The 22,030-nt window shown below is 68.7% G+C and carries 22 protein-coding genes; 3 read left to right on the forward strand and 19 right to left on the reverse strand.

Translation table 11 applies throughout. The features are described from left to right. From R5H19_RS00005 to R5H19_RS00030, 6 genes are all read right to left on the reverse strand, one after another. Positions 1–635 (reverse strand): DUF1295 domain-containing protein (locus R5H19_RS00005; RefSeq protein WP_318156923.1); only part of this gene is annotated, 635 nt, incomplete at its 3' end. After that, positions 632–1,165, reverse strand: a complete 534-nt coding sequence (locus tag R5H19_RS00010; RefSeq protein WP_318156924.1) for a DUF2878 family protein — start codon at positions 1,163–1,165, stop codon at positions 632–634. The genes R5H19_RS00005 and R5H19_RS00010, both read right to left, overlap by 4 nt. Continuing rightward, a complete protein-coding gene (locus R5H19_RS00015; RefSeq protein ID WP_318156925.1) occupies positions 1,162–2,442 on the reverse strand; it encodes a cyclopropane-fatty-acyl-phospholipid synthase family protein in 1,281 nt (426 codons plus the stop codon). The genes R5H19_RS00010 and R5H19_RS00015 overlap by 4 nt, the downstream gene beginning before the upstream one ends. Positions 2,443–2,464: 22 nt before the next feature. Then, on the reverse strand, positions 2,465–3,265 hold the full coding sequence (locus R5H19_RS00020; RefSeq protein WP_318156926.1) for a DUF1365 domain-containing protein: 801 nt from the start codon (positions 3,263–3,265) through the stop codon (positions 2,465–2,467). After that, entirely contained in the window at positions 3,262–4,560 is a 1,299-nt protein-coding gene (locus tag R5H19_RS00025) for an FAD-dependent oxidoreductase (protein ID WP_318156927.1), read from the reverse strand. The genes R5H19_RS00020 and R5H19_RS00025 overlap by 4 nt, the downstream gene beginning before the upstream one ends. A gap of 1 nt (position 4,561) precedes the next feature. Next, on the reverse strand, positions 4,562–5,461 hold the full coding sequence (locus R5H19_RS00030) for an acyl-CoA desaturase (protein ID WP_318158119.1): 900 nt from the start codon (positions 5,459–5,461) through the stop codon (positions 4,562–4,564). A 321-nt stretch (positions 5,462–5,782) separates the two neighbouring features. On the opposite strand from R5H19_RS00030, the gene R5H19_RS00035 reads away from it, so the two are divergent. Beyond that, positions 5,783–6,175, forward strand: coding sequence for an MAPEG family protein (locus R5H19_RS00035; RefSeq protein ID WP_318156928.1), 393 nt, complete (start codon positions 5,783–5,785; stop codon positions 6,173–6,175). A gap of 202 nt (positions 6,176–6,377) precedes the next feature. On the opposite strand, the gene R5H19_RS00040 is transcribed toward R5H19_RS00035, so the two are convergent. The 4 genes from R5H19_RS00040 to R5H19_RS00055 form a co-directional block, all read right to left on the reverse strand. Beyond that, positions 6,378–7,004: an OmpW family outer membrane protein gene (locus tag R5H19_RS00040; RefSeq protein ID WP_318156929.1), complete on the reverse strand. Its 627-nt coding sequence runs from the start codon at positions 7,002–7,004 to the stop codon at positions 6,378–6,380. 406 nt (positions 7,005–7,410) lie between these two features. Next, entirely contained in the window at positions 7,411–8,415 is a 1,005-nt protein-coding gene (locus R5H19_RS00045) for an L-threonylcarbamoyladenylate synthase (RefSeq protein WP_318156930.1), read from the reverse strand. After that, entirely contained in the window at positions 8,412–10,928 is a 2,517-nt protein-coding gene (locus R5H19_RS00050; protein WP_318156931.1) for a DUF2309 domain-containing protein, read from the reverse strand. The genes R5H19_RS00045 and R5H19_RS00050 overlap by 4 nt, the downstream gene beginning before the upstream one ends. A gap of 14 nt (positions 10,929–10,942) precedes the next feature. Continuing rightward, entirely contained in the window at positions 10,943–12,529 is a 1,587-nt protein-coding gene (locus R5H19_RS00055; RefSeq protein WP_318156932.1) for an NADH-quinone oxidoreductase subunit L, read from the reverse strand. 104 nt (positions 12,530–12,633) lie between these two features. Here R5H19_RS00055 and R5H19_RS00060 point away from each other — a divergent pair, with 104 nt between their 5' ends. Continuing rightward, the gene (locus tag R5H19_RS00060) at positions 12,634–13,530 is read left to right on the forward strand and encodes a LysR family transcriptional regulator (RefSeq protein ID WP_318156933.1); all 897 of its coding nucleotides are present in this window, start codon (positions 12,634–12,636) and stop codon (positions 13,528–13,530) included. A 7-nt stretch (positions 13,531–13,537) separates the two neighbouring features. On the opposite strand, the gene R5H19_RS00065 is transcribed toward R5H19_RS00060, so the two are convergent. Both R5H19_RS00065 and R5H19_RS00070 read right to left on the reverse strand, forming a co-directional pair. Further along, on the reverse strand, positions 13,538–14,260 hold the full coding sequence (locus tag R5H19_RS00065) for a MipA/OmpV family protein (RefSeq protein WP_318156934.1): 723 nt from the start codon (positions 14,258–14,260) through the stop codon (positions 13,538–13,540). A 118-nt stretch (positions 14,261–14,378) separates the two neighbouring features. Then, positions 14,379–15,104, reverse strand: a complete 726-nt coding sequence (locus tag R5H19_RS00070; RefSeq protein WP_318156935.1) for a GTP cyclohydrolase I — start codon at positions 15,102–15,104, stop codon at positions 14,379–14,381. Positions 15,105–15,432: 328 nt separating this feature from the next. On the opposite strand from R5H19_RS00070, the gene R5H19_RS00075 reads away from it, so the two are divergent. Further along, entirely contained in the window at positions 15,433–15,615 is a 183-nt protein-coding gene (locus tag R5H19_RS00075) for a monovalent cation/H+ antiporter complex subunit F (RefSeq protein ID WP_318158168.1), read from the forward strand. A gap of 229 nt (positions 15,616–15,844) precedes the next feature. Here the strand turns inward: R5H19_RS00075 and R5H19_RS00080 are convergent, their stop codons facing one another. From R5H19_RS00080 to R5H19_RS00110, 7 genes are read right to left on the reverse strand one after another with little or no spacing between them, the layout of a single operon-like run. Continuing rightward, on the reverse strand, positions 15,845–16,705 hold the full coding sequence (locus tag R5H19_RS00080) for an isocitrate lyase/phosphoenolpyruvate mutase family protein (protein WP_318156936.1): 861 nt from the start codon (positions 16,703–16,705) through the stop codon (positions 15,845–15,847). 40 nt (positions 16,706–16,745) lie between these two features. Next, the gene (locus R5H19_RS00085; RefSeq protein WP_318156937.1) at positions 16,746–17,261 is read right to left on the reverse strand and encodes a 3-isopropylmalate dehydratase; all 516 of its coding nucleotides are present in this window, start codon (positions 17,259–17,261) and stop codon (positions 16,746–16,748) included. Continuing rightward, complete coding sequence (locus tag R5H19_RS00090) at positions 17,258–18,532, reverse strand: 3-isopropylmalate dehydratase large subunit (RefSeq protein ID WP_318156938.1); 1,275 nt, start codon at positions 18,530–18,532, stop codon at positions 17,258–17,260. Before R5H19_RS00090 ends, R5H19_RS00085 begins: the two co-directional genes overlap by 4 nt. A gap of 30 nt (positions 18,533–18,562) precedes the next feature. Next, positions 18,563–19,429 (reverse strand): GntR family transcriptional regulator, encoded by an 867-nt coding sequence (locus tag R5H19_RS00095; protein WP_318156939.1) that lies wholly within the window; start codon positions 19,427–19,429, stop codon positions 18,563–18,565. Then, on the reverse strand, positions 19,426–20,352 hold the full coding sequence (locus tag R5H19_RS00100; protein ID WP_318156940.1) for a polysaccharide deacetylase family protein: 927 nt from the start codon (positions 20,350–20,352) through the stop codon (positions 19,426–19,428). The genes R5H19_RS00095 and R5H19_RS00100 overlap by 4 nt, the downstream gene beginning before the upstream one ends. Next, positions 20,349–21,263, reverse strand: coding sequence for a polysaccharide deacetylase family protein (locus R5H19_RS00105; RefSeq protein WP_318156941.1), 915 nt, complete (start codon positions 21,261–21,263; stop codon positions 20,349–20,351). The genes R5H19_RS00100 and R5H19_RS00105 overlap by 4 nt, the downstream gene beginning before the upstream one ends. Continuing rightward, positions 21,260–21,946, reverse strand: coding sequence for an isochorismatase family protein (locus tag R5H19_RS00110; RefSeq protein ID WP_318156942.1), 687 nt, complete (start codon positions 21,944–21,946; stop codon positions 21,260–21,262). Before R5H19_RS00110 ends, R5H19_RS00105 begins: the two co-directional genes overlap by 4 nt. Between the last annotated feature and the right edge of the window lie 84 nt (positions 21,947–22,030).

Below are 22,030 nucleotides of genomic sequence, written 5' to 3' on the forward strand. Positions count from 1 at the left end.
GGCCCGCTCCACGCCAGCCAGGCCAGCGGCGAGCCGGCGGCGAACGCCACGTAGGCGAACCAGTGCAGCCATTCGAAGAAGTAGTTCGGGTGGCGCGAGTAGCGCCACAGCCCCTCGCGGCAGGTCAGGCCGCGCTGCCGCGGATCGGCGCGGAAGCGCGCCAGCTGCGCGTCGGCGACCGCTTCGCCGAGCACCCCGGCCAGCCAGATCGCCGCGCCCGCGAGCAACCACGCGGGTGCCGTCGTCGCGTTCGCCGCCACCGCCACGAACGGCAGCGCGAACAGCGGCACCAGCAGGGCCTGGAACTGGAAGAAGCCGAACAGCTTGCGCTGGTCGCCCTGCCAGTGTTCGCGCAGCGCGCGGTAGCGGCCGTCCTCCGGCTCGTGCGCCACGCGGCGCCACAGGTGGCGCGCCAGCCGCAGTCCCCACAGGCCGCCGGCCAGCGCCAGCGCCAGGCGCGGCGCCGGCGCGCCACTGCCCAGCAGCGCCAGCAGCAGCGCCGCGCCGCCCACGCCCGCGGCCCACAGCACGTCGACGATGCCGGTGTTGGCATGGCGCCGCTGCCAGCGCCAGCCCAGCGTCATCATCAGCGCCGCCAACAGCCACACCAGCAGCAAGCCGAACCAGGGATTCATGTCACACCTCGCGCAAGCTCGGCACGCAGCCAGCGCCGCGCCAGCGTGGCGAGCAGCGGCAGCGCCAGTGCCCAGCCCGCGCCCAGCGCCAGCAGCGCCGGCCAGGCCGGCGCGGGCAACAGCACCGCGTGCCAGCCGCGCGCGGCGCCGAGATAGGCCAGCGGGCCGCCCAGCGCGCCGAGCAGCGCGGCCAGCAGCGGCCGCGCATGCACATAGCCGAACAGCGGCACGATGGTCAGCGCGAAGGCCAGCCACAGCGCGAGCAGCCACGCCGGCGCCGCGGGCCACGGCCACGGCGCCGCGTAGCCCAGCAGGCCGCTGCGCACCCACAGGTTTTCGAGGACGAGCCCGACGACCAGCGCGACCGCGAGCAGCCGCCATTCGACGCGGCGGTGCACGGATACCGCGAGGCGCCACGCCGCGAACGCCAGCGTGACGGCCACGCCGGGCCACCATTGCCCGCGGCCCGCGCCGATCACGGCGATGAACCACACCGCCTCGTAGGCGGCCAGGGTGAGCCAGAAGTTCATGCCGCGCCGTGCTCCGTGCCGGTGCCGGTCCGCCGCCAGCGCGGGCGCGCCATGAGCAGGTGCGAGACGCCGATCGAGCGTTCGCGGAAGCCGCCTTCGCAGTAGGCGAGGTAGAACTCCCACATCCGGATGAAACGCTCGTCGAAGCCCTGCGCGCGCACCTCGGGCAGCCGCGCCATGAAGCGCTCGCGCCAGGCGTGCAGCGTGCGCGCGTAGGAGTCGCCGAAGTCCTCCTGCGCGACCAGGCCGAGGTCGCTGCTGCGCGTCTTGGCCGCCAGCAGCGCGCTGAGCGAGGGGATGAAGCTGCCGGGGAACACGTGGCGCTTGATGAAGTCCACCGACTTCAGCGCCTGCGCGTAGCGGTGGTCCTCGATGGTGATCGCCTGCAGCAGGGCCAGGCCGTCGGGCTTGAGCAGGCGGCCGAGCTGGCCGAAATACATGTCGAGGTACTCGGCGCCGATCGCCTCGACCATCTCGATCGACACCAGCTTGTCGTACTGGCCGTCGAGGTCGCGGTAATCCTGCAGCAGCACCTGCACGCGCTCGCCCAGTCCCGCCGCCGCCACGCGCGCGCTGGCCAGCGCGTGCTGCTCGCGCGAGATCGTGGTGGTGGTGACGTGGCAGCCGTAGTGCCTGGCCGCGTGCAGCGCGAAGCCGCCCCAGCCGGTGCCGATCTCGATCACCCGGTCGGTCGGCTTCAGGTCCAGCTTGCGGCAGATCAGCTCCAGCTTGCGGGTGGAAGCAGCTTCCAGCGTGTCGTCGGCGCCGGCCCAGTACGCCGAGGAATACATCAGGTCGCCCGACAGGGACAGCCGGAAGAAATCGTTGCCCAGGTCGTAGTGCGCGGCGATGTTGCGCCGGCTGCCGCCGCGGGTGTTGCGGCGCAGGGCATGCAGCGCGCGCATCGCCATGCCGCCCAGGCGCGCCGGTCCGCTTTCCATGCCGTCGAGCAGGTCGCGGTTGCGCAGCAGCAGCTGGATCAGCCCCACCAGATCGTTGCAGCGCCAGTGGCCCGCCATGTACGACTCGCCGGCGCCGACGCTGCCGTTGCGCGCCACCGCGCGGTAGAACTCGGGGTCCAGCACCTGCAGCTGGATCGACGGTGCCGCATGCGCGCTTGCCGGGTCGCCCAGTGCGGCCGTGCCGTCGGCGTCCTCGAGCAGCAGCCGGCCGTGGCGCAGGCCGCGCAGCCGGTCGAGCAGTCGCTGGCGCAGGAAGCGGTCGAATCCGCCGAACGTGGCGGTATCGCGGCGGAGGGGAGTGGCGATCTCGTTCATGGCAAGCCTCGCGGGAATCGTTTCAGTCGGCATCGTGCGGATGTGTCGCCGGGTGGTCGTGCACCGGGTTGCGCTTCAGCCACAGCCGCAGCGCGTGCCAGTGGATCGCGCCGACCACCTGCGCGGTCATCAGCGGGTAGCGCCACAGCACGCGCGCCAGCGCGGCGCCGGTGAGCGGCCGGCGCTGCAGGTTCAGCGTGGCGTCGAACGTGCGTGCGCCTTCGCGCAGCACGTTCATGTGCACGCGCAGGTCCTCGCCGGGCAGGGTGAAGCGCCAGTCGTAGGCGCAGTCCATCGGCATGAATGGCGACACGTGGAAGGTCTTGGCAAACGTCCAGTGCAGCGCGCGGCCGTGCACCTGCGCGCTCTCGATCGGCAGCACGTAGGCGTGGCGTTCCTTCCATGGCGTGTTGGTGATCTCGGCCAGCACCGCCACCAGCGTTTCGCCATCCGCGGCATAGCAGTAGTAGAAGCTGACCGGGTTGAACACCAGGCCGCAGTAGCGCAGGTGGGTGAGCAGGCGGATCGGTCCGATCGGGCGCCGGCCGGTGGCCTGCTCGACGCGGCGGCGCACCGCTTCGGCCAGCGGCACGTCGGCGGGGCCGAGATAGTCGCTGCGGCGGAACTCGGCCACGTTGCGATGCGTGGCCGACCACAGCCAGCGCCGGGCGAATACCTGCTCGACTTCGTCCAGATCCAGATACAGCTGGGCCATGCGATAGGTGAACGCGTGCGGGTGCGGCGCGTGGCGACGATGGCGCACGACGCCTTCATACACCGCGCTGCTCGGCGGCCACTTCATGCCGGCGGTGCGTGCCGTCATGCCACCAGCTCCGTTTCGCGTGCCGTCGTTGCCGGCTTCGGCTCGGCGCCCGGCGGCCAGTGCACGCCGAGCGCGGCGGCGACTTCCACCGCGCTGCGCATGCCGTCCTCGTGGAAGCCCCAGCCCCAGTACGCGCCGGCATACCAGGTGCGGCGCCAACCCTGGATTTCCGCCTTGCGCCGCTGCGCCGCCACCGCGGCCTGCGTGTACACCGGATGGTGGTAGCGCATGCGCGCCAGCACCCTGGCCGGGTCGATCGCCTCGCTGCGGTTGAGCGTGACCACCAACGGCTCGGGCGCGTCGAGGCCCTGCAGCAGGTTCATGCAGTAGCTGACCGTGCAGGGGGCCGCGGGGTCGCGCGGCAGCCAGGCGTTCCACGCCGCCCACGCCTTGCGCCGGCGCGGCAGCGCGCTGGCGTCGGTGTGCAACACGGCGTCGTTGGCCTGATAGCCGATCGCGCCGAGGATCGACTGCTCGCGCTCGCTGGCGTCGCCGAGCAGGCGCAGCGCCTGGTCGCTGTGGCAGGCCAGCACGACCTGGTCGAAGTGGGCGATGCCGGCGGCACTGTCCACTTCGACGTGGCGGTCGTGGCGATGGATCGAAAACACCGGGCAGTTCAGCCGCTCGCGCACCGGCCAGTGCGCGCGCAATGCTGCCACGTAGGTCGACGAGCCGCCTTTCACCACGCGCCATTGCGGGCGATCGGCGAGCTGGAGCATCTGGTGGTTGGCCATGAACTGCACCAGGTAGCGCGCCGGGAACTGCAGGATCTGCGCGGACGGCGACGACCACAGCGCCGACGCCATCGGGATCAGGTGCTCGTCGCGGAACGCCGCGCCGTAGCGGTGGCGCTCCAGATACGCGCCCAGCGTGGTGGTGTCGTCGCGCTGCGCCAGCAGCGCCGGCGCCTCGCGGTAGAAACGGACCAGGTCGCGCAGCATGCCGAGGAAGCGCGGCGACAGCAGGTTGCGGCGCTGGCAGAACAGCGCATCCAGCGTGCTCGCGTTGTACTCCAGCCCGCTTGCCTCGCTGTGCACCGAGAAACTCATCGTGGTCGGCTGCGAGGCCACGCCCAGTTCGTCGAACAGCCGCGTCAGCAGCGGGTAATGCACCGGGTTGTGCACGATGAAGCCGGTGTCCACCGCGTAGCGGCGGCCGACAAGCTCGATGGCGTGCGTGTGCGTGTGGCCGCCGAGGTAGTCGTTCGCCTCGTACAGCGTCACCTCGTGGCGGCGCGACAGCAGCCACGCCGAGGCCAGCCCTGCGATGCCCGAGCCGATTACCGCGATGCGCATCTCAGCGCCCCGCCTTGGCGCGCACCCAGGCGGGTACCGGCTTCAGGTCGTGCACCAGGCCCAGCAGCGCCATCAGCTTCAGGCCGTACCAGGTCAGGTCGATCTCCCACCAGCGGAAGCCCTGCCGCGCGCTGCCCGGGAAGAAATGATGGTTGTTGTGCCAGCCTTCGCCGAAGGTGAGCAGGGCCAGCCACGCGTTGTTGCGGCTGTCGTCGCGGGTGGCGAAACGGCGCGAACCGTAGCGGTGCGCTAGCGAGTTGATCGTCACCGTGGCATGGAACAGCGCCACGGTGGAGACGCAGAAGCCCCACACCAGCAGCTGGGCGCCGCTGGTGTGCAGCTGCGGCGCCACCTGCTGCAGCAGCGCGCCCAGCGCGTACAGCGCCAGCGCCAGCAGCACCGGCACCGCGACGTCGTAACGATCCAGCCAGCGCAGCTCCGGGTATTTCGCCAGGTCCGGCACGCGGTCGAGGTCGGTGCGGAATGCGCGCGGGGTGAGGAACCAGCCCATGTGGCTCCACAGGAAGCCGTACACCGTGGGCGAGTGCGGGTCGAGCGCGGTGTCGGCGTGGCGGTGGTGGTTGCGATGGTGGGCCGCCCACCACAGCGGGCCGCGCTGCACGCAGGCCGCGCCGATCACGGCGAACGAGAACTGCACCGCGCGCGAGGTGCGGAAGGTCTTGTGCGAAAAGTAGCGGTGATAGAAGCCGGTGAGCGCGAACATGCGCACCGCGTACAGCGCGCCAGCCACGCCCAGCGCCACCGGCGACACGCCCACCCACAACACCGCGAAGCAAGCCAGATGGAGCACGATGAACGGTGCGGCGCGCAGCCAGTCGATGCGGTCGGCGCGGCCCTGGTCGAGCTGTCCCGCCGGACCCGTGTCGAACCATTGCCGCATTCCGCGCAGCGCCCGTGCGCAGCGCGACGCCACGGCGGCCACCCCGTGGTTCGGCAGTCGTGGCGGGACGGGTTGCGGAAGCATCGACGACGGAGGACGGGACATGGCTGGCGCCTGGCGATCATTCATGGATGACGTACGAGCCGGGACACGGATTGGATGCACGGCAGCGACGGATTGCCTTCTGCGCCCGCGCAGTCGCAAGCGGGCAATCGAGCGGGCGCCGGTCGCAGCATCCGGTGACCGGTTGGCGACGTAGAACACGTGGCCCGCGGGTGCGCATGCAGCGGGCGGCTGGCAACCCACCGGAGAAGAATCGAGATGACGACAGAATTGCAGATGCTGGGCTGGTCAGTGCTGCTCGGGATCGTACAGGTGCTGTTCGCGGCCGCCCTGGGTACATGGCAGCGCGGCTTGCGCTGGAATGTGGGCAACCGCGACGGCGACCCCGAGCCGCTCCGCGGATACGCCGCGCGTGCGACGCGTGCCAGCCACAATTTCCTCGAGACCTTCGCCTTTTTCGCCGCGGCCACGCTGGCGGTGGTGGCGACACACCAGGCCGGCGCGCACACCGCGATCGGGGCGCAGGTCTATTTCTGGGCGCGACTCGCGTATCTGCCGATCTATGTGGTGGGTATCCCCTACCTGCGTACGGTCGTGTGGGCCGCCAGCCTGTGGGGCATCCTGCAGATGGTGGAGCCCCTGCTGCGCTGAGAGGTCGTGATTTTTTCAACCTCTCGGCCCGGCCACGGCGAGGCAAGGCGAGGACATGGCGAGCTCCTGGCCGATCGGCCAGGTGCTCGTCATCCCGGCGGGCCGGATGTCCCGCGAAGTGGCGTCAACGTTCGGGAAGCGCCAGGTCCCGGCTTTTGCCGGGACGACGAGCAGTGTCCAGCGGTTCCGTGCAGCGGAACCGTCAGAAGCTGTAGCCGACGCTGATGCCGTAGATCCAGGGATCGACCTTTGCCTTGCCGATGCCCGCTCCGTTGAGCCTCACGTCACTGCTCCAGTCGAAGTACTTCGCATCGGCACGCACGAACAGGTTCGACGTGGCGTGGAAATCCAGGCCCAGCTGCCCGACGACACCGCTGCTGTCCTTCACGTCCAGGTTCGTGCCCGCGATGGGCCCCGTGGTGCGCTCGTCGCTCACGTTCACCCAGCCATAGCCCAGGCCGACGAAGGGCTGCCACGCCTGGTCGGCGAGGAAGTGGTACTGGGCGGTGAGCAGCAGCGGCATGTGCTTGATGGTGGCCGACTTCGCGCCATCGAGCTTCACGTCGTGCTCGAACTTCACGATCGGCAACCACAGCTCGGCGCTCCAGTTCGGCGCGAAGCGATAACCCAGCGTGAGGGTCGGCTCCCAGTCATCGCCGATGCTGGACCGGAACGCGCCCGCCAGGACGCCGTTGCTGCTCTTGGGTGCGACACCGCTGTAACCCACCGCGCCGTAGAAGCCCGGCGCGCTGTAATTCTGCGCCAGGGCACTGCCGGCACCGGCAAAAGCCAGGGCGCAACCGGCGACGATCAGGGGGAAAGCTTTCATGTTGGCATCTCCAATGGGGTGACAAACCGGTTCGAGACTCTTGAGCACAGAGTCCTGCTTCGCGCTGGGATTACCCCGACGCGAATGCCTATACGGTTGGCCGCGAGTTTTGGATTGAATTCGTGCGGAACCCTCGCGCGCAGCGTGCGGCAGATCGCGCAGGCGCCCGACTCACCCGGACCGCAGTCGCTGCGACACCGCCGGATCGGGCTCGCCGTCAAGCGCCGCCGTCACGATCACCGCACGCGCGGGGAAGCCGATGCCTTCGGCAAACTCCACGGCGGATCACGCATCCGCCATGACGCGATGGGCCTGGTCAGTGCACGGCGCGACATGCGTTCCGACGATGTCGACGCCGTCGCGGCGGTCCGGCAGCATCACCCCTTCGCTGGCGGGAGGAACCCCGTCACCCGAGCGCATGGCCAAGACCCGCCGCCCGCCACAAGCGGTCGCGCAGGGCATGGTTCAGTCCGCGGCCATCCGGCGGCACCACGATCAGTACGGCGAGGTCCATGGCGTCAGCTTCGCGCAGCCGTCGGTACAACTGCTGCGCCTGCTGGTCGGGGGAGTGCCCCATGGACAACCAGGGCACGTGGGCCGGCCAGCTCCCGGCACGCTGCGCGGAGAGCACGCCCACGCGAGCGCTGAGCGCGGCATATTCGGCGATGCGTTCCGGCACCTGTTCCATCGATGCCAGCACCACGCGGGCGTTGGGCGCGTAGTGAAGCTTCATGCGGCCGGGGCTGCGTATCGACGTGTCGATGGGCGACTCGACCGGTTTGCCGGTCACCCGTTCCAGGTCCTCCTCGGTGATCGCACCGGGTCGGAGCAGCCGCGGCAGGCCGCTGGAAAGATCCACGATGGTCGATTCGATGCCCACCCGGCAGGGGCCGCCATCCAGCAGCACCTCGACCGCATCGCCAAGCTCTTCCCGGACGTGCCGGGCGGTGGTCGGACTGATCTTCTTGTGCCGGTTGGCGGAGGGCGCGGCGATTCCCCCGCCGAAGGCTTCCAGCACGTCCAGCGCCAGCGGGTGCGCGGGTACGCGCAGCGCCACCGTATCCAGGCCGCCCGTCACGCCGTCGCTCACCGTGGCGGCGCGGGGCAACACCAGCGTGAGCGGGCCAGGCCAGAAGGCTTCGGCAAGATCCCATGCGAGCGCGGGAATGTCCCGCGCCCACTGCGCCAACTGGGCGGCCCGATGCAGGTGCACGATGAGCGGATGGTCTGCCGGGCGCTGCTTGGCCGCGAAGATCTTCGCGACCGCGGCGGGGTTGCCGGCATCCGCGCCCAGTCCGTAGACCGTCTCGGTCGGCAGGCCGATCAAGGCGCCGCGCCGCAGCGCGTCCACCGCGTCGCGAACGCCAGTGCTCCCGGAGCGCCCGATGTCTTCCCGATCCTTGATGTTCATGCCGCGTCCTCCCAGGTCAGGTTGCCGGTGTAGCGATGCATGGCCTCCGGCTTGTCGCCGAGGGCAAACAGGTGGGCCCAGCCGTGGTCGAACAGGTGCCGCACCGCTTCGTGCCTGGCGACGATGGCGTTGATGGCGTCGAGCGGAGCGGCGATGACGACGGACAGCCGCAGCGGCTCGTGGATGTAGCGCTTGCCGTCATGCAGCGACTGCCACGGCAACCCGGTGCGCAGGTCGCCGCCATTGCCCTCCAGCACGCCCAGCTTGCCGACCACGTTGTGGAGCACCTTGTTGCCGCTTCCGAAGACCCGGTTGTCCACGGTCGAGCCGTAGTACTGCAGGCTGATCCACGCGCCCACGATCATCGGCGCGGTCATGATGGACTCCAGGGTGCGGAAGCCGTCATCGCGCTGCCAGTCGTAGGAATTGAGGAAGGCTCGTCCCTCCAGGTCGATGCCTGCGGTGCGGCTGCGCGGGGCGATGATGTATGAGGCGCAACCCGCCAGGCCCCACTCCGGCCGTACCTCGCTCCAATCCCTGCTGCGCGCCGGGACCTGGTTCTCGATCGAGCGCCGGTCGTGCAAGGTGAGGATGGCGGCACGTTCCTGCCGGGTCACCCGGCCGGCCTCGGCCAGCGCTGCCTGCAGTCGGGCCAGGTCGTCGGCATGCGTCGCCGGCAAGCCGTCGGTGTCGAAGATCGTCACCTGGTCGGTGGTGGTGTCGTGCAGCGCGCCGAGGAAAAGCGTCTCGTCGGGAATTACCGTGCCGCGTCGTGCCAGGGCCTGGCGCACCTCGCGGTCGTTCAGCACGGCGGCCGCCACCCGTGCGTTGGCATCGCCTGCGTGCCCACCGCAGGCCCCGCAATCCAGGCCGCTGGCATGCGGGTTGTTGACCGAGCTGGCGCCGTGCCCGACGAACAGCACCACGCGCGCGAACTGCTGCCGCAGCGACATGGCGCGCAGGGCGCCTTCGGCGAACGCGATCCGCGTTTCCAGCGGCATGCCGGTGGCGCGGTCGTTCGCGGTCGAGGGCGTGATGTCCGGCGCGAGGCGCGCGAGTGCCGCGTCGTCGATACCGCGCTTCGCCGGGTGCGATTCGGGCCGGGTGAAGCCCAGGCTGTCGGCGATGAGCTTGCCGGCGAATTTCCATCCCATCGCTTCGACGAAGGTGAACGACGACACCGCGGCCAGCTTGAACCAGCGCCATTGGCCGATAGCGCGAAGCCGGCGCCGCCGCCGCGTGGCGATGTCGGCTTGCTCCTGCGCCGTCGCGCCCTTGACGGTCTCGTGCACCGTCAGGCCGGGGGCCAGCAACACCGGGCAGCGGGGACCACCCTGGCCCCGACCGAGCGGCACATAGTCCATCGGCATGCCGAAAAAGCCGGCCATGCCCAGCGTCTCCACGCCGGGCGCCACTTTCTCCAGCGCGCGCCGGAAGGTTTCGGAGCGCACGTCGATGCAGAAGGCCGCCTGCACCGCCGGACGCATGGCGATCACGGCTGGCCGCGGCGCGGCGAGTTTGGCGAGGAAGCATCGCTGCCAGGCGATTTCGTAGGCGTCCTGCAGGATTTCTTCCAGCGTCGGCGCGGCCGGCTCGTTCTCGCGGGCCGATGCAGCGAAACATGCGCGGGCCTGCTCCCATCCGGCCGCCAGTGCGGCGGCCGGTTGGCACGTTTCCAGCAGCGCCACCTCGAAAGCCAGCCGTATCGCCAGCAGTTCGAGCAAGGTGTCGTCGCGGCGCCCTGCCAACCCGCTTTGCCAGACCTGGTAGCGGGCGTAGCCGGCCCAGCCCGCTACGCTCATCAGCAGCCGGTGGAAATAATCGGCAAGGCCCGGCTCGTCCATCTTCAGGCGGGTGGCCCCCTGGGCGATCATCGCTTCGGCAGTGGCAGGAAGCGCGCCGATCGTGCGGTGGAATCCGGCGAGCCCCATGACCTGGGGCGTGCGATCGATGGCGGCCTCCTCACGCCAGGCCGCATAAGGGCCCAGGTGCCGTGTCGACGATGGCCACAGCGCCTGCCCCGCGTCGAAGTAGCCGGCTGCCCACAGCGAGATTCTCTCGCAGGCAAAGCCGGCCCAGTCCCGTCCGGTCAGCTTGCCGGCGACGTCGGCAACGGTCGGCAGCGGCGTGGGTGCCGCCAGGTCCTCGGTTTGCAGCTGGCGGTGCAGCGCCGCGACGTCGATGCCGCGATGGGCGGCACCCTCCCGGCGCAGCAGGGCCCGGGCAAGATCCCGGTCGGTGATGCGGCCTTGCGCGATGGCGTCGCGGTAGAACGCGCGCGGCATGGTCATGCGGGCTCCCGCCACGTCGGCCATGACGCGCGCCACCTCGCCGAAGCGGCGGTCGGCCATGCCGAGGAAGGGATTGACCGCCACGAAGTTCTTCAGCGGCCACAGCGGCGCGATGCGCCTGCACGCACGCTGCGCGGCTTCACATGCACGCCCTGTCCCGATGTCGGTGGAAGGCTGGATGGGATCGGCTTGTTCCCTGATCTTCAATGCGGTGGCGTTCATGCGCTGCGGCTCCCTCAGGCGATGGTCTGTGCGTGATGGCGCGCGTCTTCCCGACGCAAGGCGCCCACCAGGCGATTGAAGATGGCGTTGACGTAGAGGCCGTTGGCCAGGTGGACGCGTGCCGCCCGCCAGGCCGGCCGCTGGTTCCACAGGACGACCAGGCTTTGCAGCACCGTCACCGCGGTGAACGATGCGATGGCCAGTCCCATGATCAGCAGGCCCGTGCCGTCGGGCCGGGGAATCGCCGGCAGGCTGCCGGCCGTCAGCCGCGTGAAGGCGGTTTCCAGGACGAAGTAGGCCAGCGTGGTTCCGGCGGCCCCGAGCAGGGTCTGCACAACCAGTCGGGAGGTGGTGGCCCCTTGCAGTGACGATGCCAGCAGCATGCTGACGCCCATCACCAGGATCGCGCCCAGGGTCAGCACGGCGGGCTCGGCCCGCACGAAGGTTCCGAAGACCCCGGCAAACAGCACGTAGATCGCGGCCGCCAGCAACAGGCTCAGCGTGACGGGGCGCAGGCGGGGCCTGGCGAAACGCGGCAGCGTCTCGGTTTCCACCACGCCCCCGGCCGAGAGGAAGGCGTGGGCCTTGTACAGCGAATGGGCAACCAGATGCAGCAGCGCGATCGCGAAGGCGCCGAGCCCGCACTGCAGTGTCATGAAACCCATCTGCGCCACGGTCGAGAAAGCCAGCGATCCCTTCACGCTGGTCTGGGTCAGCATCACCACGCCGCCGAACAAGGCCGTGAAGCCGCCCACGATGGCCATGCCGTACAACGTCGGCATCGAGAGCACCATCACGTCGGCAAAGCGGATCAGCAGGAATCCGCCCGCATTGATGATGCCCGCATGCAACAGGGCCGACACCGGCGTCGGCGTGTCCATCACCTCCGGCAGCCAGCCGTGGGTGGGGAACTGCGCCGACTTCATGAGCGCCGCGACACCCAGCAGCAAAGCAGCCAGCGAGAGTGCGGGCGGCGCGGCGTCGGCGGCGATGGCCTGCGCCCGGGCCAGCACGGTGGCCAGGTCGGTGGTGCCGAAGGTGGTCACCAGCAGGGCGGCGGCACCGAGCATGCACGCATCACCGAGGCGGGCGGCGAGGAACTTCTTGCGGGCGGCGATCCTTGCGGGTCGGCGCTCCGGGTAGAACACCAGCAAGCGGTGCAGGGAGAGGCTCATCGCCACCCACGCAACCACCAGCTGCACGAGGTTGCCCGCGAAGACCAGCAGCGTCACGGCTGCCAGCGTCCGGCACAGGCCGGCCATGAAGGCGCCCTGGCGCGGCTCACCGTCCATGTAGTTGCGGCTGTACTGGACCACGATGACGCCGACGAAGGCGACCAGCAGGAACATGACGCAACTGATGGCATCCAGCCTGACCGACAAGCCGATGCCGTTCCCTCCCAGCAGCCGGCTGGTGGCCGGGCCTTCGAACGCGGTCAGCAGGCAGGCCAGCACCGCAAGCACCAGGCAAAACCATGTCGCCAGGCGGCTTGCGGGAAGCATGGCGTCCGGCCGACCAGGGCCCGGTCGTGAAGGAAACAGGGCCACCAGCAGCAGGCTGGCGGGGGCGAGCAGGAACAGCGTCGCAAGGGCAGGCAGCATCAATCACTCCGCGGTCAGGTGAGCCGCGGCAAGCCTACGCTTCACGCATCATTCTAAAAAATTCATTTAATGAAACCTGTCGATATACAAAATAGAATGATTGCATGGCCGCACTGAACTACAACCACCTGCGCTACTTCTGGGCCGTCGCCCGCGAGGGAAACCTCACGCGCGCCGCGGAGAAGCTGCTGATCTCGCAGTCGGCGCTGTCGATCCAGATCAGGAAGCTCGAGGGTCAGCTGGGACAGGACCTGTTCGAACGCAGCGGACGGCAACTCGTGCTGACCGAGGCCGGGCGCATCGCCTTCGACCACGCGGAATCGATCTTCGCCACCGGCGGCGACCTGCTCGCCACGCTCAAGCAGCGCTCCGGCGGCCGGCGCTCGATACTCAGGGTCGGGGCCTTGGCCACGCTGTCGCGCAATTTCCAGATCGGCTTCCTGCGCCCATTGCTGGGACGCAGGAATGTCGAGGTCATCGTTCGCTCGGGGACCACCGCGTTCCTCTTGCAAAGCCTGGAAGCCCATCGGCTGGACGTGGCGCTGGTCAATGTCGCGCCTGCCCGCGACGCGGCCACTCCCTGGGTTTCCCATCCCATTGCCGAACAGCCGGTCAGCCTGATCGGAACGCCGAAACGCATCGGCAAGGGCGGCACGCTGAAGAAACTGCTGACCGGACAACCCCTCGTGCTGCCGACGATGGAGAGCAGCGTGCGCATCGGATTCGACGCGCTGGTCGAACGCATGGGCTGGAGAGTGCGGGTGGCTGCGGAAATCGACGACATGGCGATGCTGCGGTTGATCGCCCGGGAGGACATCGGCCTGGCGGTGGTTCCGCCGATCGTGGTCAAGGATGAGCTCACCAGCGGCCTGCTGGTGGAAGTTCACCAGTTGCCGCAGCTCAGCGAGACCTTCTTCGCCGTCACCATGAAGCGGCGCTTTCCCAATCCGCTGCTGCGCGAGCTGATCAGCCCACATGCTGCGCTCGAGCTCGCCGATTAGCGCGGCCTCAGAAGGAATACACCACGCCCACCAGCATGGTGCTTGCCGAAGAACGCTGCACCAATGGACTGTCGGTGATCGCACCAGGCAGCTGCTGGTATTTCAGGGCACTCCAGAACATCCAGCGGCGGCCTATCGGAACGGCGGCGTTGAAGCCGGTCTCCGGCACCAGCACGGCGGGAACGGCGTAGGGCCCCGGTGCACCGTCGGCTACTTCGGCGGGGCGGATGCCGTAGTAATAGTCGGCGAGCCGATGCGACCACCAGCGCACACCAAGGCTGGGCGTGAGCCGCCACTTCCCGAACCGCAGCGGGTAGCCGTACTGCAAGGCCAGCTCCTGCCCGCGGCTTCGGGACAAGGCGTCGCTCAGCACGGTCAGCTGCAGGTTTCCCAGCCGGCCGGAACGGGTCAACACCGCGCCGACATCCATGCTCCCGCGGCGGTCCCGAAGGCCGTCCAGGGGAATGTCGTCGGCATCGAAGCCGTCGAGCCGCGCCTGCGCCACCAGGTCCAGCCGCCAGTCGTCGCGTTGCCAGGCATGCCAGCCGAGTTGCAGGCCGCGCAGGAAGACGTGCTCGCCTTCGTAAGCCGCCGCGGGAACCACCAGCTGGCGACTGGAGGAACCGGCATAGCCGCCGTTGCTGACCAGCGCGATGCCGCCGGCCTGCCAGCCTCGTGGTACCCGGCGCGAGGTCGTTTCCTCGGCGGCGAAGGCCTGCGAACAACTCATGCACAGCAGCCAGGCAACAACGATCCAGGGGAAGGGGGGAAGCATGGGTCGGCGCTCCGATCGGATGGGGGAAGGCAACGCTCGCCTGCAGCCGGATGGCCGTGCACGACGGCGACATTCAAGCCCGGCGTTCGGCCAACAGGCTCAGGAATTCCTTTCGCAACGAGGTGTCCTCGAGGAAGGATCCGCGCATCACGCTGTTCACCATCCTGGCGCCATCGTCTTTCACGCCGCGCCAGTGCATGCAGTAATGATCGGCTTCCAGCACCACGGCGAGGCCGTCGGGCCGCAGGCGCGATTCGAGCAGGTCGGCGATCTGCACCACCGCTTCCTCCTGGATCTGCGGCCGGCTCATCACCCAGTCGATCAGTCGCGCGTATTTCGACAAGCCGATCAGGTTGGATGCGGCATGGGGCATGACGCCCACCCAGACGCGTCCCATGATCGGGCACAGGTGGTGCGAACAGGCGCTGCGCACGCGCACCGGCCCGACGATCATCAGCTCGTTCAGATGCTGCACGTTGGGAAACTCGGTGACCTCGGGCGCGGCCTGATAGCGGCCCGCAAACACTTCGCGCACGAACATCTTGGCCAGCCGCTTTGCGGTCTCGCGGGTGTTGTGGTCGTGCTCGACGTCGATCACCAGGGCGCGCAGCAGAGCGTCCGCCTTGTCGGCCACCTCCCGTTGCAGTTCGTCCAGCTCGCCGGGCCGGATGAACTCGGCCACGTTGTCGTTGGCGTGGAACCGGACGCCGGCATCGCGCAGGCGGTGGCGGATGCGGTCCGAGATGGCGATGGCGTCGGCATGGCGAAGGGATGCCACGTCGGGAAGTGCGGTTTGCATGATCAGGCCTCTTGCAGCGGCGGATGGCGGCGTGCGCTGTCGAACCCGAATGCCCGGCATGCACCATCAGCTCTTACGCAGCACCGGGCCATCCGGATGCACGGTTGCCGTCCGTGGACGGATTCAGGCTGCCAGGGTTTGGTCCGAAGGCTGTCGACACAGCGCCGCGACGGCATCGGCCCACTGCGGCTGGTCATTGAGGCACGGGATCAGGGTGAGCTCCTCGCCGCCGGCGGCGATGTTCCAGCACGGTCGCCCGGGGCTGCAGGCAACACGACGGACTGCACAGGCAGTGCCGGCCGGTCGGGTCCGCCTTGAGATGCCAGCGATGCACCTGTCCGGGGTCCAGGCCGGCCAGCAGCGTGAAGTTGCCGATCACCATCAACCGCTGGATGTGGTGCGCGTAGGCATGCTCCAGCAATTGGGTGCCGGCCTGGTCATCGCCCTGCTCGGCTTCGCCAGCACGGTGGCGCTGTCGAAATTCCTGATGCGCGGGCAGGTGATCGAATGAACCACCGCGACGCCCTGCCGTCCTGGGCGGCCGCCTCCGCGAGGAAGGCTCGCAGGACGTGCCGCAGGTGACGCTGCACGAGTGAGTGGAGCGGCTGGGTCGGACGATCGCCCTGCCGGAGTGTTTCCGGTTTGATGCCGTGCGCGAGTTTCGTGCGATGTTCTCCCGGCTGCGCGCCGGGCATGCCTGCTGCGACTGCGCCGGTCAGGTGCCGACGTGCATCGTGTGATCAGTAGCGGCGACCCAGCTCAAGCAGGGTCGGGGTGCCGATGGTTTCGTTCAGTCCGTCGAAGTCCAGCATGCTGTCCTGCATGGCCGCGCTGCTGCCGTTGGCGCGCAGGCTGCGGAAATACGCCTGCAGCGCGAAGGCCGCGGCGCGAGCGGTGCCGCCCGGGAAGATGACGATGCGGAAACCCATCTCGCCCAGCGTGTCGACGCTGTGCGGGGGCGTCTTGCCGCCCTCGATCATGTTGGCCAGCAATGGCACGCGGGCGCCGAAGCGCTTGCCGGCGTCGGCGAGTTGGTTGTTGCTGCGCAGGGCCTCGATGAACAGCGCGTCGACGCCGCACGCCAGGTACGCTTCGGCCCGCTCCATGGTGGCGTCCCAGCCTTCGATGGCGAGCGCATCGGTGCGGGCCATGATCAGGGTATTGTCCGAATGGCGCGCGTCCAGGGCGGCACGCAGCTTGCCGCACATTTCCTGCAGTGGGATCACAGCCTTGCCGTCGAGGTGGCCGCAGCGTTTGGGAAAGGTCTGGTCTTCCAGTTGCAGCATCGCCGCGCCGGCACGCTCGAACGCGCGCACGGTGCGCTGGGTGTTCAGCGCATTGCCGAAGCCGGTGTCGGCGTCCACGATCAGTGGCAGCACCACGCGGTCGGCGATGCTGGCCACCGTGTCGGCGACTTCGCTGGCGGTGACCAGGCCGACGTCCGAGCGGCCAAGCCGGGTGTAGGCGATCGACGCGCCGGACAGGTAGAGCGCTTCGAAGCCGCTTTGCTCGGCGATCAGCGCGGTCAGCGCGTCGTAGATGCCGGGCACCAGCAGGGGGCGGTTCTCGCCGAGCCGCTGCCTGAAGTGGGGGGAACTCATGACAGGGGTTGTCTCCGATGGGCGGCGGCGGGCACGTGCGTCATGCCAGCGGTTCAACGTGCCGGCTGCCCCGGGCAGTGGCCAACTGCTGGCGGAGCTGGTTGAACAGGCCGCCGGCGGCGACCATTTCCAGCAGAAACGAAGGGATCGGTTCGCAGGCCAGGGTCTGACCTGTGGCGGTGACGAGGAGCGGCGGCGACAAGTCGATGTCGATGTTCTCGCCATGCTCGATCTGGTCCGTCGCCGCCGTCGTCAGCAGCAGCAGACCGAGGTTGAAGGCGTTGCGGAAGAACAACCCGCCGAAGGACGGCGCGATCACCGCCTTGATGCCCAGCAACAGCAGGGCGGCGACCGCCTGCTCGCGCGAGGAGCCGATGCCGAAGTTGGGTCCGGCGACGATGACATCGCCCGGCCGCACGTTGGCGGCGAACTCCGGGCGCACGCGTTCCAGGCAATGCGGGGCGATGCCTTCGATGCCCAGCTTCATGTAGGCGCCGGGCGCCAGCGCGTCGGTATCGATGTCCGCGCCCAGTTTCCAGACACGGTGGGCGCTCATGCCATCACCTCACGCGGGTCGCTGATCTGGCCGGCCAGCGCCGAGGCAGCGACCGTATAGGGCGAACCAAGATAGACCGAGGCCGTGGCCGAGCCCATGCGCCCCCGGAAGTTGCGCGCGGTGGTGGAGATGACGGTGGCGCCGTCGGGAATGCTGCCGCCGTAGCCGGCGCAGGCGCCGCAGGCGGTCGGCAGTACTTCGGCACCGGCGTCGCGCAGCACGCTCATGACGCCTTCGCGCTCGGCGATGGCCTGGTCGTGCGCGCTGGCCGGCGCTACCGACAGGCGCACGCCCGGTGCGATCCGCCGGCCCCGGAGCACCGCTGCTGCGGCGCGCAGATCCTCCAGCTTGGCGCCGGTGCAGGCGCCGATGTAGGCAACGTCGATCGGCGCGCCGACGTGGCGGCTGACGCCGTCGGTATGGGTCGGGCTGTGCGGTGCGGCCACCTGCGGCTCAAGCGTGTCGGCGTCGAATACATGGGTGGCGATCGCCGTGCCTGCATCGCTGTGCCAGTCGCCCGGCGCGCATTCGGCGCCGTGCTCCGCCAGCCACGCGTAGGTGGTTTCGTCGGGGCTGATCAGGCCCACTTGCGCGCCGAGCTCGGCGCTCATGTTGGACAGCGTCATGCGTTCTTGCATCGGCAGGGCGCGCACCGCCGAGCCGGTGAATTCGACCGCCTGGTACTGGCTGCCGTTCATGCCGAAGCGGCCGATCATGTGCAGCATCATGTCCTTGGCCATCACTCCCGGCGCCAGCCGGCCATGCCATTCCATGCGAATGGTCTCGGGCACGCGCACCCACAGTTCGCCGTTGACCATCACGCCCAGCATGTCGGTGCTGCCGATGCCGAACATGTAGGCGCCGAAGGCGCCGCCCGTTGGCGAGTGCGAGTCGCCGCCGACGCAGAACATGCCGGGCCGGAGATGGCCGTGCTGCGGCACGACCACATGGCAGATGCCGACGCTGTCGTACACGTGCGGCAGCCGCTGTTCGCGCGCCCATTCGCGCGCGACCTGCACGATCCGGCGCGAGTCGTCGTCCTGGGCCGGCACGTAATGGTCGATGACCAGTACGACCTTGGAGCGGTCCCAGATGGTGGCGCCAAGCTCTTCGAGCATGGGTTTGAGGCGGCGCGGGCCGGACGAGTCATGGAACATCGCAAGGTCGACCTTGCAGCTCACGATCTCGCCGGGCATCACACTGCTGCGGCCGGCGGCACTGGCGATCAGTTTCTGCGCAAGCGACTGGGCCTTGGACAATGAAGTTGTCATGCGGTCCTTGAATTTTTCTGGCCGCGCCGGTCAATCCGACAGGTTGGCCTTTACCAGGATCTGGGCGTCGACGTCGCCCACTTGGGAAATTTCCATCCGGTACTCATAGAGGTCGGGACGGTACAAACCGTGCAGCAACTGGACGGGCCGTTCGCTGGCGTCGAAAACCAGCCGTTGCACGGCCAGCAGCGCGGTGCCGATTTCCACCCCCAGCGCGCTGGCGACCACCGCGTCGGCCTGCCGCGCGGAGATGGTCTGCCGGGCGCGGCCCAGCTCGACGCCCGATTCCTGCAGCAAACGCAGCATCGGTTTGTGGGTCAGGTCGCGACGGCCGAAGTTGCTGACCAGCGCGTCCGGCACGTAAGTGGTGATGTAGGACATCGGCGTGCCCTGCAGGCTGCGCCGGCGCACCGCCTTCTTCAGCTTGGCCCCCGGTGTCGCCTGCAGGACTTCGGCCATCGCCTCGGAAGCGTGGATCGTGCGCCATTCCAGCACGTCCACTTCGGTACGCAGGCTCACGTCGACGATGTTGCCGAGCAGGCCGGTGAGCCGGCTGGACTGCGCCTGCTTGACGTGGTCCTCACCGCCGGCCGCGGCCGGCTGGGGCGCAGGCCGGGTGCCGCGGCCGGCTTCGCGGATGATCAACCCCTCGGATGCCAGCCGCTTCAGTGCGTGCCGGACGGTGATCCGGCTGGTGCCGAACTGCTTGCCCAGCATCAGCTCCGAAGGCAACCCGTCGGCGAAGCGGCCTTCGCGCAGTTGTTCGAGCAGCACCAGGTAGACCCGGTGGTACTTGGGCAGCGGCAGCGAGTCGGCCATGGGCGCCGCGGCGCGCTGGTCGAGCGGCTCGGGGGGTTCGCCGGTGGCGGCGCGGGAGTGGATGGGTCCGGTGTTCACGGTTGTTGGCTTGTCCATGCGTCGAGTATCTGCGCTCCGGTGGTGGCCCACACACCCCGGTGGGCCATGATGTGTTGCAAGGCTTCCTCCAGCGCGCCGATGCGGTAGGGCTGGCCGATCACCCACGGGTGCAGGGAAATCGCCATGACCCGGCCGCCGTGAGTCGCCGACTCGCGGTACAGCGTGTCGAACTGGTCGCACAGCGCGTCGCGGAAATCGTCCTCCGAGTGATGGTTCTGTACCAGTATGGTGTGGTCGTCGATGTCGATCGGGTGCGGCATCGCGTACAACGGCCGCGTGCCGGCGCGCATCGCGTAGGGCATGTCGTCGTTGACCCAGTCGCAGACGTAATCCACGCCGGCCTCGGCCAGCAGGTCCAGCGTGGCGAACGATTCGGACTTGGCCGGCGACAGCCAGCCCCGCACTGGTTGGCCGGATGCCCTGCGCAACGTGGCCAGGGTGCGTTCGATCTGGCCGCGTTCCTCTTCCTCGGACAGGCCCGAGTGGTGCAGGTGGTCCATGTCCTCGCCGTTGGCGATGATCTCCCAGCCACGCTCGACGCAGGCCGCCAGCAGGGCCGGGTAGCGCGTGGCGATGGCGGCGTTCACCGCGACCGAGGCGGGGATGGCGTGGCGTTCGAGCGCCTGCATGATGCGGAAGATGCCCACCCGGTTGCCGTAGTCGCGCAGCGTGTAATGGCGCAGGTCGGGGTAGGCGGTGACCATCGCCCCGGGCGGCTTGAACGGCGAGCCCTTCATGTCCAGCGGGAACCACTCCAGCGCCGGCACCACCCACAGCGCCACGCGGGCTTCGTGTGGCCAGGTGACGGGCGGGCGCCGGTGCAGCATCGACCAGTCGTAGCGACCGTGGTCCATGCCGTAGCGGCGCAGCGGATAGCGCAGGTGGTTTTCCGGCAGACTCATGCGGGCTCTCCGGCGGGGTGTTCGGCGGCGGCGAAGGCGTCGTGGTAGTGCGCGCGGAAGTGCGCGGCGATCTCGCGTCCGGTCGCCAGCCACACATCGTCGTGGCCGGTGATGTAGGCCAGCGCTTCCTCGAACGCGGCGATCCGGTACGGGTGTCCCACCAGGTACGGGTGCAGCGGAATGCACATCACCGTGCCCGACTGCTCACCTTCCCGGTACAGACGGTCGAACTGCCGCTTGAGGATGTCCGCGTAGCGGCGCGGCTGCACCAGGTTGACGTTGTAGACGATGACGTCGTTCATCTCCAGCGAGTACGGCACGCTGGTGAGCCGGCCCTGCCTGACCTTGACCGGACCGGGCTGGTCGTCGTGGAACAGGTCGCAGACGTAGCTCAGGCCCATTTCGGCAACCAGGTCCAGCGTGTTCTGCGTGTAGGTAAGGGCCGGCGCCAGCCAGCCGTCCAGTTGCTGTCCAGTGTGTTCGCGGATGGTGTCGATGGAATCCTGAATCACCGCGCGTTCCTGCGCCTCGTCCATGCCCATCAGGTAGCGGGTGTTGTAGGTGCCGTGCGAATAGAACTCCCAGTCCGCATCGCGGCAGGCCTGGATGATCTCGGGATGGTGCTGGCACACCGCCACATTCAGAGAGACGCTGCCGCGCACCTTGTGCCTGGCCATCGCTTCGTACATCCGCCAGAACCCGCTGCGGTTGCCATAGTCGCGGTAAGCATAGTTCTGCACGTCCGGCACCGGTCGCGACCAGGCCGCGCGGGCAGGATTGCGGGGCGGGTCGAGTTCGTAGAATTCGATGTTCGGGGCGACCCAGAACGCCACCTTCGCGCCGCCGGGCCATTCGATCCGCGGCCGGCCCGGATAGGGCAGGTATCCGTACAGTCCCGGGTCGCGTTTCATGCGCCGGCCCTCACGGCAGCCGGGTAGCGCTGCATCTGCGTCAGGACTTCCTGCACGCCCACCACGTCGGCGTACTTGATCGCCATGTCGTAGAGGTTGGAGAAGTGCGGCGCTTCGTGCTTGTCGGCCACGCATTCCTCAGGAACGATGGTGCGGAAGCTGCGCGAGAGGCTGTCGACGACGGTGGCGCGCACGCAGCCGGAGGTGGAGCCGCCGGTCACCACCACCGTGTCGATGCCGTGAAAGGAGAAGATCGAACCGAGGTTGGTCTCGAAGAAGGCCGAGGCCATGCGCTTGTTGATGATGATGTCGCGGACGTGGTCGATCTCCAGGCGGTCGTCGAACTCGGCACGCCGGCTGCCGACCTTGATGTTCTGCAGCGAATCCGGGGTATCGCTGCGTGTGCCCCAGATGCCGCAATCCTCGCCCGATTCCATGTAGGCCACGTAGGTCCACACCACCGGGAAACCGCGCGAGCGGAACGCCGCCGCCAGCGCGTTGATGTATTCCATCTGGCGGGGATCAGTGGCATAGGCGGTGGCGAACTCGCCGACGGCGGTGTAGGCCTTCTGCAGGTCGATATTGACCAAGGCCGGCTTGTCGCCGAAGCCGAAGCGCTTGCGGGTCGGGTTGGCCTTGATCTCCGCGAAGAGCTGGCGGCTGGTCTTGTCGGATGTTTCCATCTTGCAGTCCCTCGTGCGCGTGGAACTTGGTCGGGTGCTCCGGGACCGGCGTCCGATTCCGGGTGCCATATTACTATATTGTCA

This window comes from Rhodanobacter sp. KK11 (genome assembly GCF_033345435.1).
In the GTDB taxonomy this organism is placed as follows: domain Bacteria; phylum Pseudomonadota; class Gammaproteobacteria; order Xanthomonadales; family Rhodanobacteraceae; genus Rhodanobacter.

Excerpts from the sequence above, each read along its gene's own strand:
- R5H19_RS00025 (WP_318156927.1), bottom strand. The coding sequence starts at position 4,560 with ATGCGCATCGCGGTAATCGGCTCGGGCATCGCAGGGCTGGCCTCGGCG.
- R5H19_RS00110 (WP_318156942.1), bottom strand. The coding sequence starts at position 21,946 with ATGGAAACATCCGACAAGACCAGCCGCCAGCTCTTCGCGGAGATCAAG.
- R5H19_RS00040 (WP_318156929.1), bottom strand. The coding sequence starts at position 7,004 with ATGAAAGCTTTCCCCCTGATCGTCGCCGGTTGCGCCCTGGCTTTTGCC.
- R5H19_RS00015 (WP_318156925.1), bottom strand. The coding sequence starts at position 2,442 with ATGAACGAGATCGCCACTCCCCTCCGCCGCGATACCGCCACGTTCGGC.
- R5H19_RS00100 (WP_318156940.1), bottom strand. The coding sequence starts at position 20,352 with ATGAGTCTGCCGGAAAACCACCTGCGCTATCCGCTGCGCCGCTACGGC.
- R5H19_RS00030 (WP_318158119.1), bottom strand. The coding sequence starts at position 5,461 with ATGCGGCAATGGTTCGACACGGGTCCGGCGGGACAGCTCGACCAGGGC.
- R5H19_RS00085 (WP_318156937.1), bottom strand. The coding sequence starts at position 17,261 with ATGAGCGCCCACCGTGTCTGGAAACTGGGCGCGGACATCGATACCGAC.
- R5H19_RS00080 (WP_318156936.1), bottom strand. The coding sequence starts at position 16,705 with ATGAGTTCCCCCCACTTCAGGCAGCGGCTCGGCGAGAACCGCCCCCTG.
- R5H19_RS00060 (WP_318156933.1), top strand. The coding sequence starts at position 12,634 with ATGGCCGCACTGAACTACAACCACCTGCGCTACTTCTGGGCCGTCGCC.
- R5H19_RS00090 (WP_318156938.1), bottom strand. The coding sequence starts at position 18,532 with ATGACAACTTCATTGTCCAAGGCCCAGTCGCTTGCGCAGAAACTGATC.
- R5H19_RS00075 (WP_318158168.1), top strand. The coding sequence starts at position 15,433 with ATGCACCTGTCCGGGGTCCAGGCCGGCCAGCAGCGTGAAGTTGCCGAT.
- R5H19_RS00045 (WP_318156930.1), bottom strand. The coding sequence starts at position 8,415 with ATGAACATCAAGGATCGGGAAGACATCGGGCGCTCCGGGAGCACTGGC.
- R5H19_RS00020 (WP_318156926.1), bottom strand. The coding sequence starts at position 3,265 with ATGACGGCACGCACCGCCGGCATGAAGTGGCCGCCGAGCAGCGCGGTG.
- R5H19_RS00010 (WP_318156924.1), bottom strand. The coding sequence starts at position 1,165 with ATGAACTTCTGGCTCACCCTGGCCGCCTACGAGGCGGTGTGGTTCATC.
- R5H19_RS00055 (WP_318156932.1), bottom strand. The coding sequence starts at position 12,529 with ATGCTGCCTGCCCTTGCGACGCTGTTCCTGCTCGCCCCCGCCAGCCTG.
- R5H19_RS00050 (WP_318156931.1), bottom strand. The coding sequence starts at position 10,928 with ATGAACGCCACCGCATTGAAGATCAGGGAACAAGCCGATCCCATCCAG.
- R5H19_RS00035 (WP_318156928.1), top strand. The coding sequence starts at position 5,783 with ATGACGACAGAATTGCAGATGCTGGGCTGGTCAGTGCTGCTCGGGATC.
- R5H19_RS00065 (WP_318156934.1), bottom strand. The coding sequence starts at position 14,260 with ATGAGTTGTTCGCAGGCCTTCGCCGCCGAGGAAACGACCTCGCGCCGG.
- R5H19_RS00105 (WP_318156941.1), bottom strand. The coding sequence starts at position 21,263 with ATGAAACGCGACCCGGGACTGTACGGATACCTGCCCTATCCGGGCCGG.
- R5H19_RS00070 (WP_318156935.1), bottom strand. The coding sequence starts at position 15,104 with ATGCAAACCGCACTTCCCGACGTGGCATCCCTTCGCCATGCCGACGCC.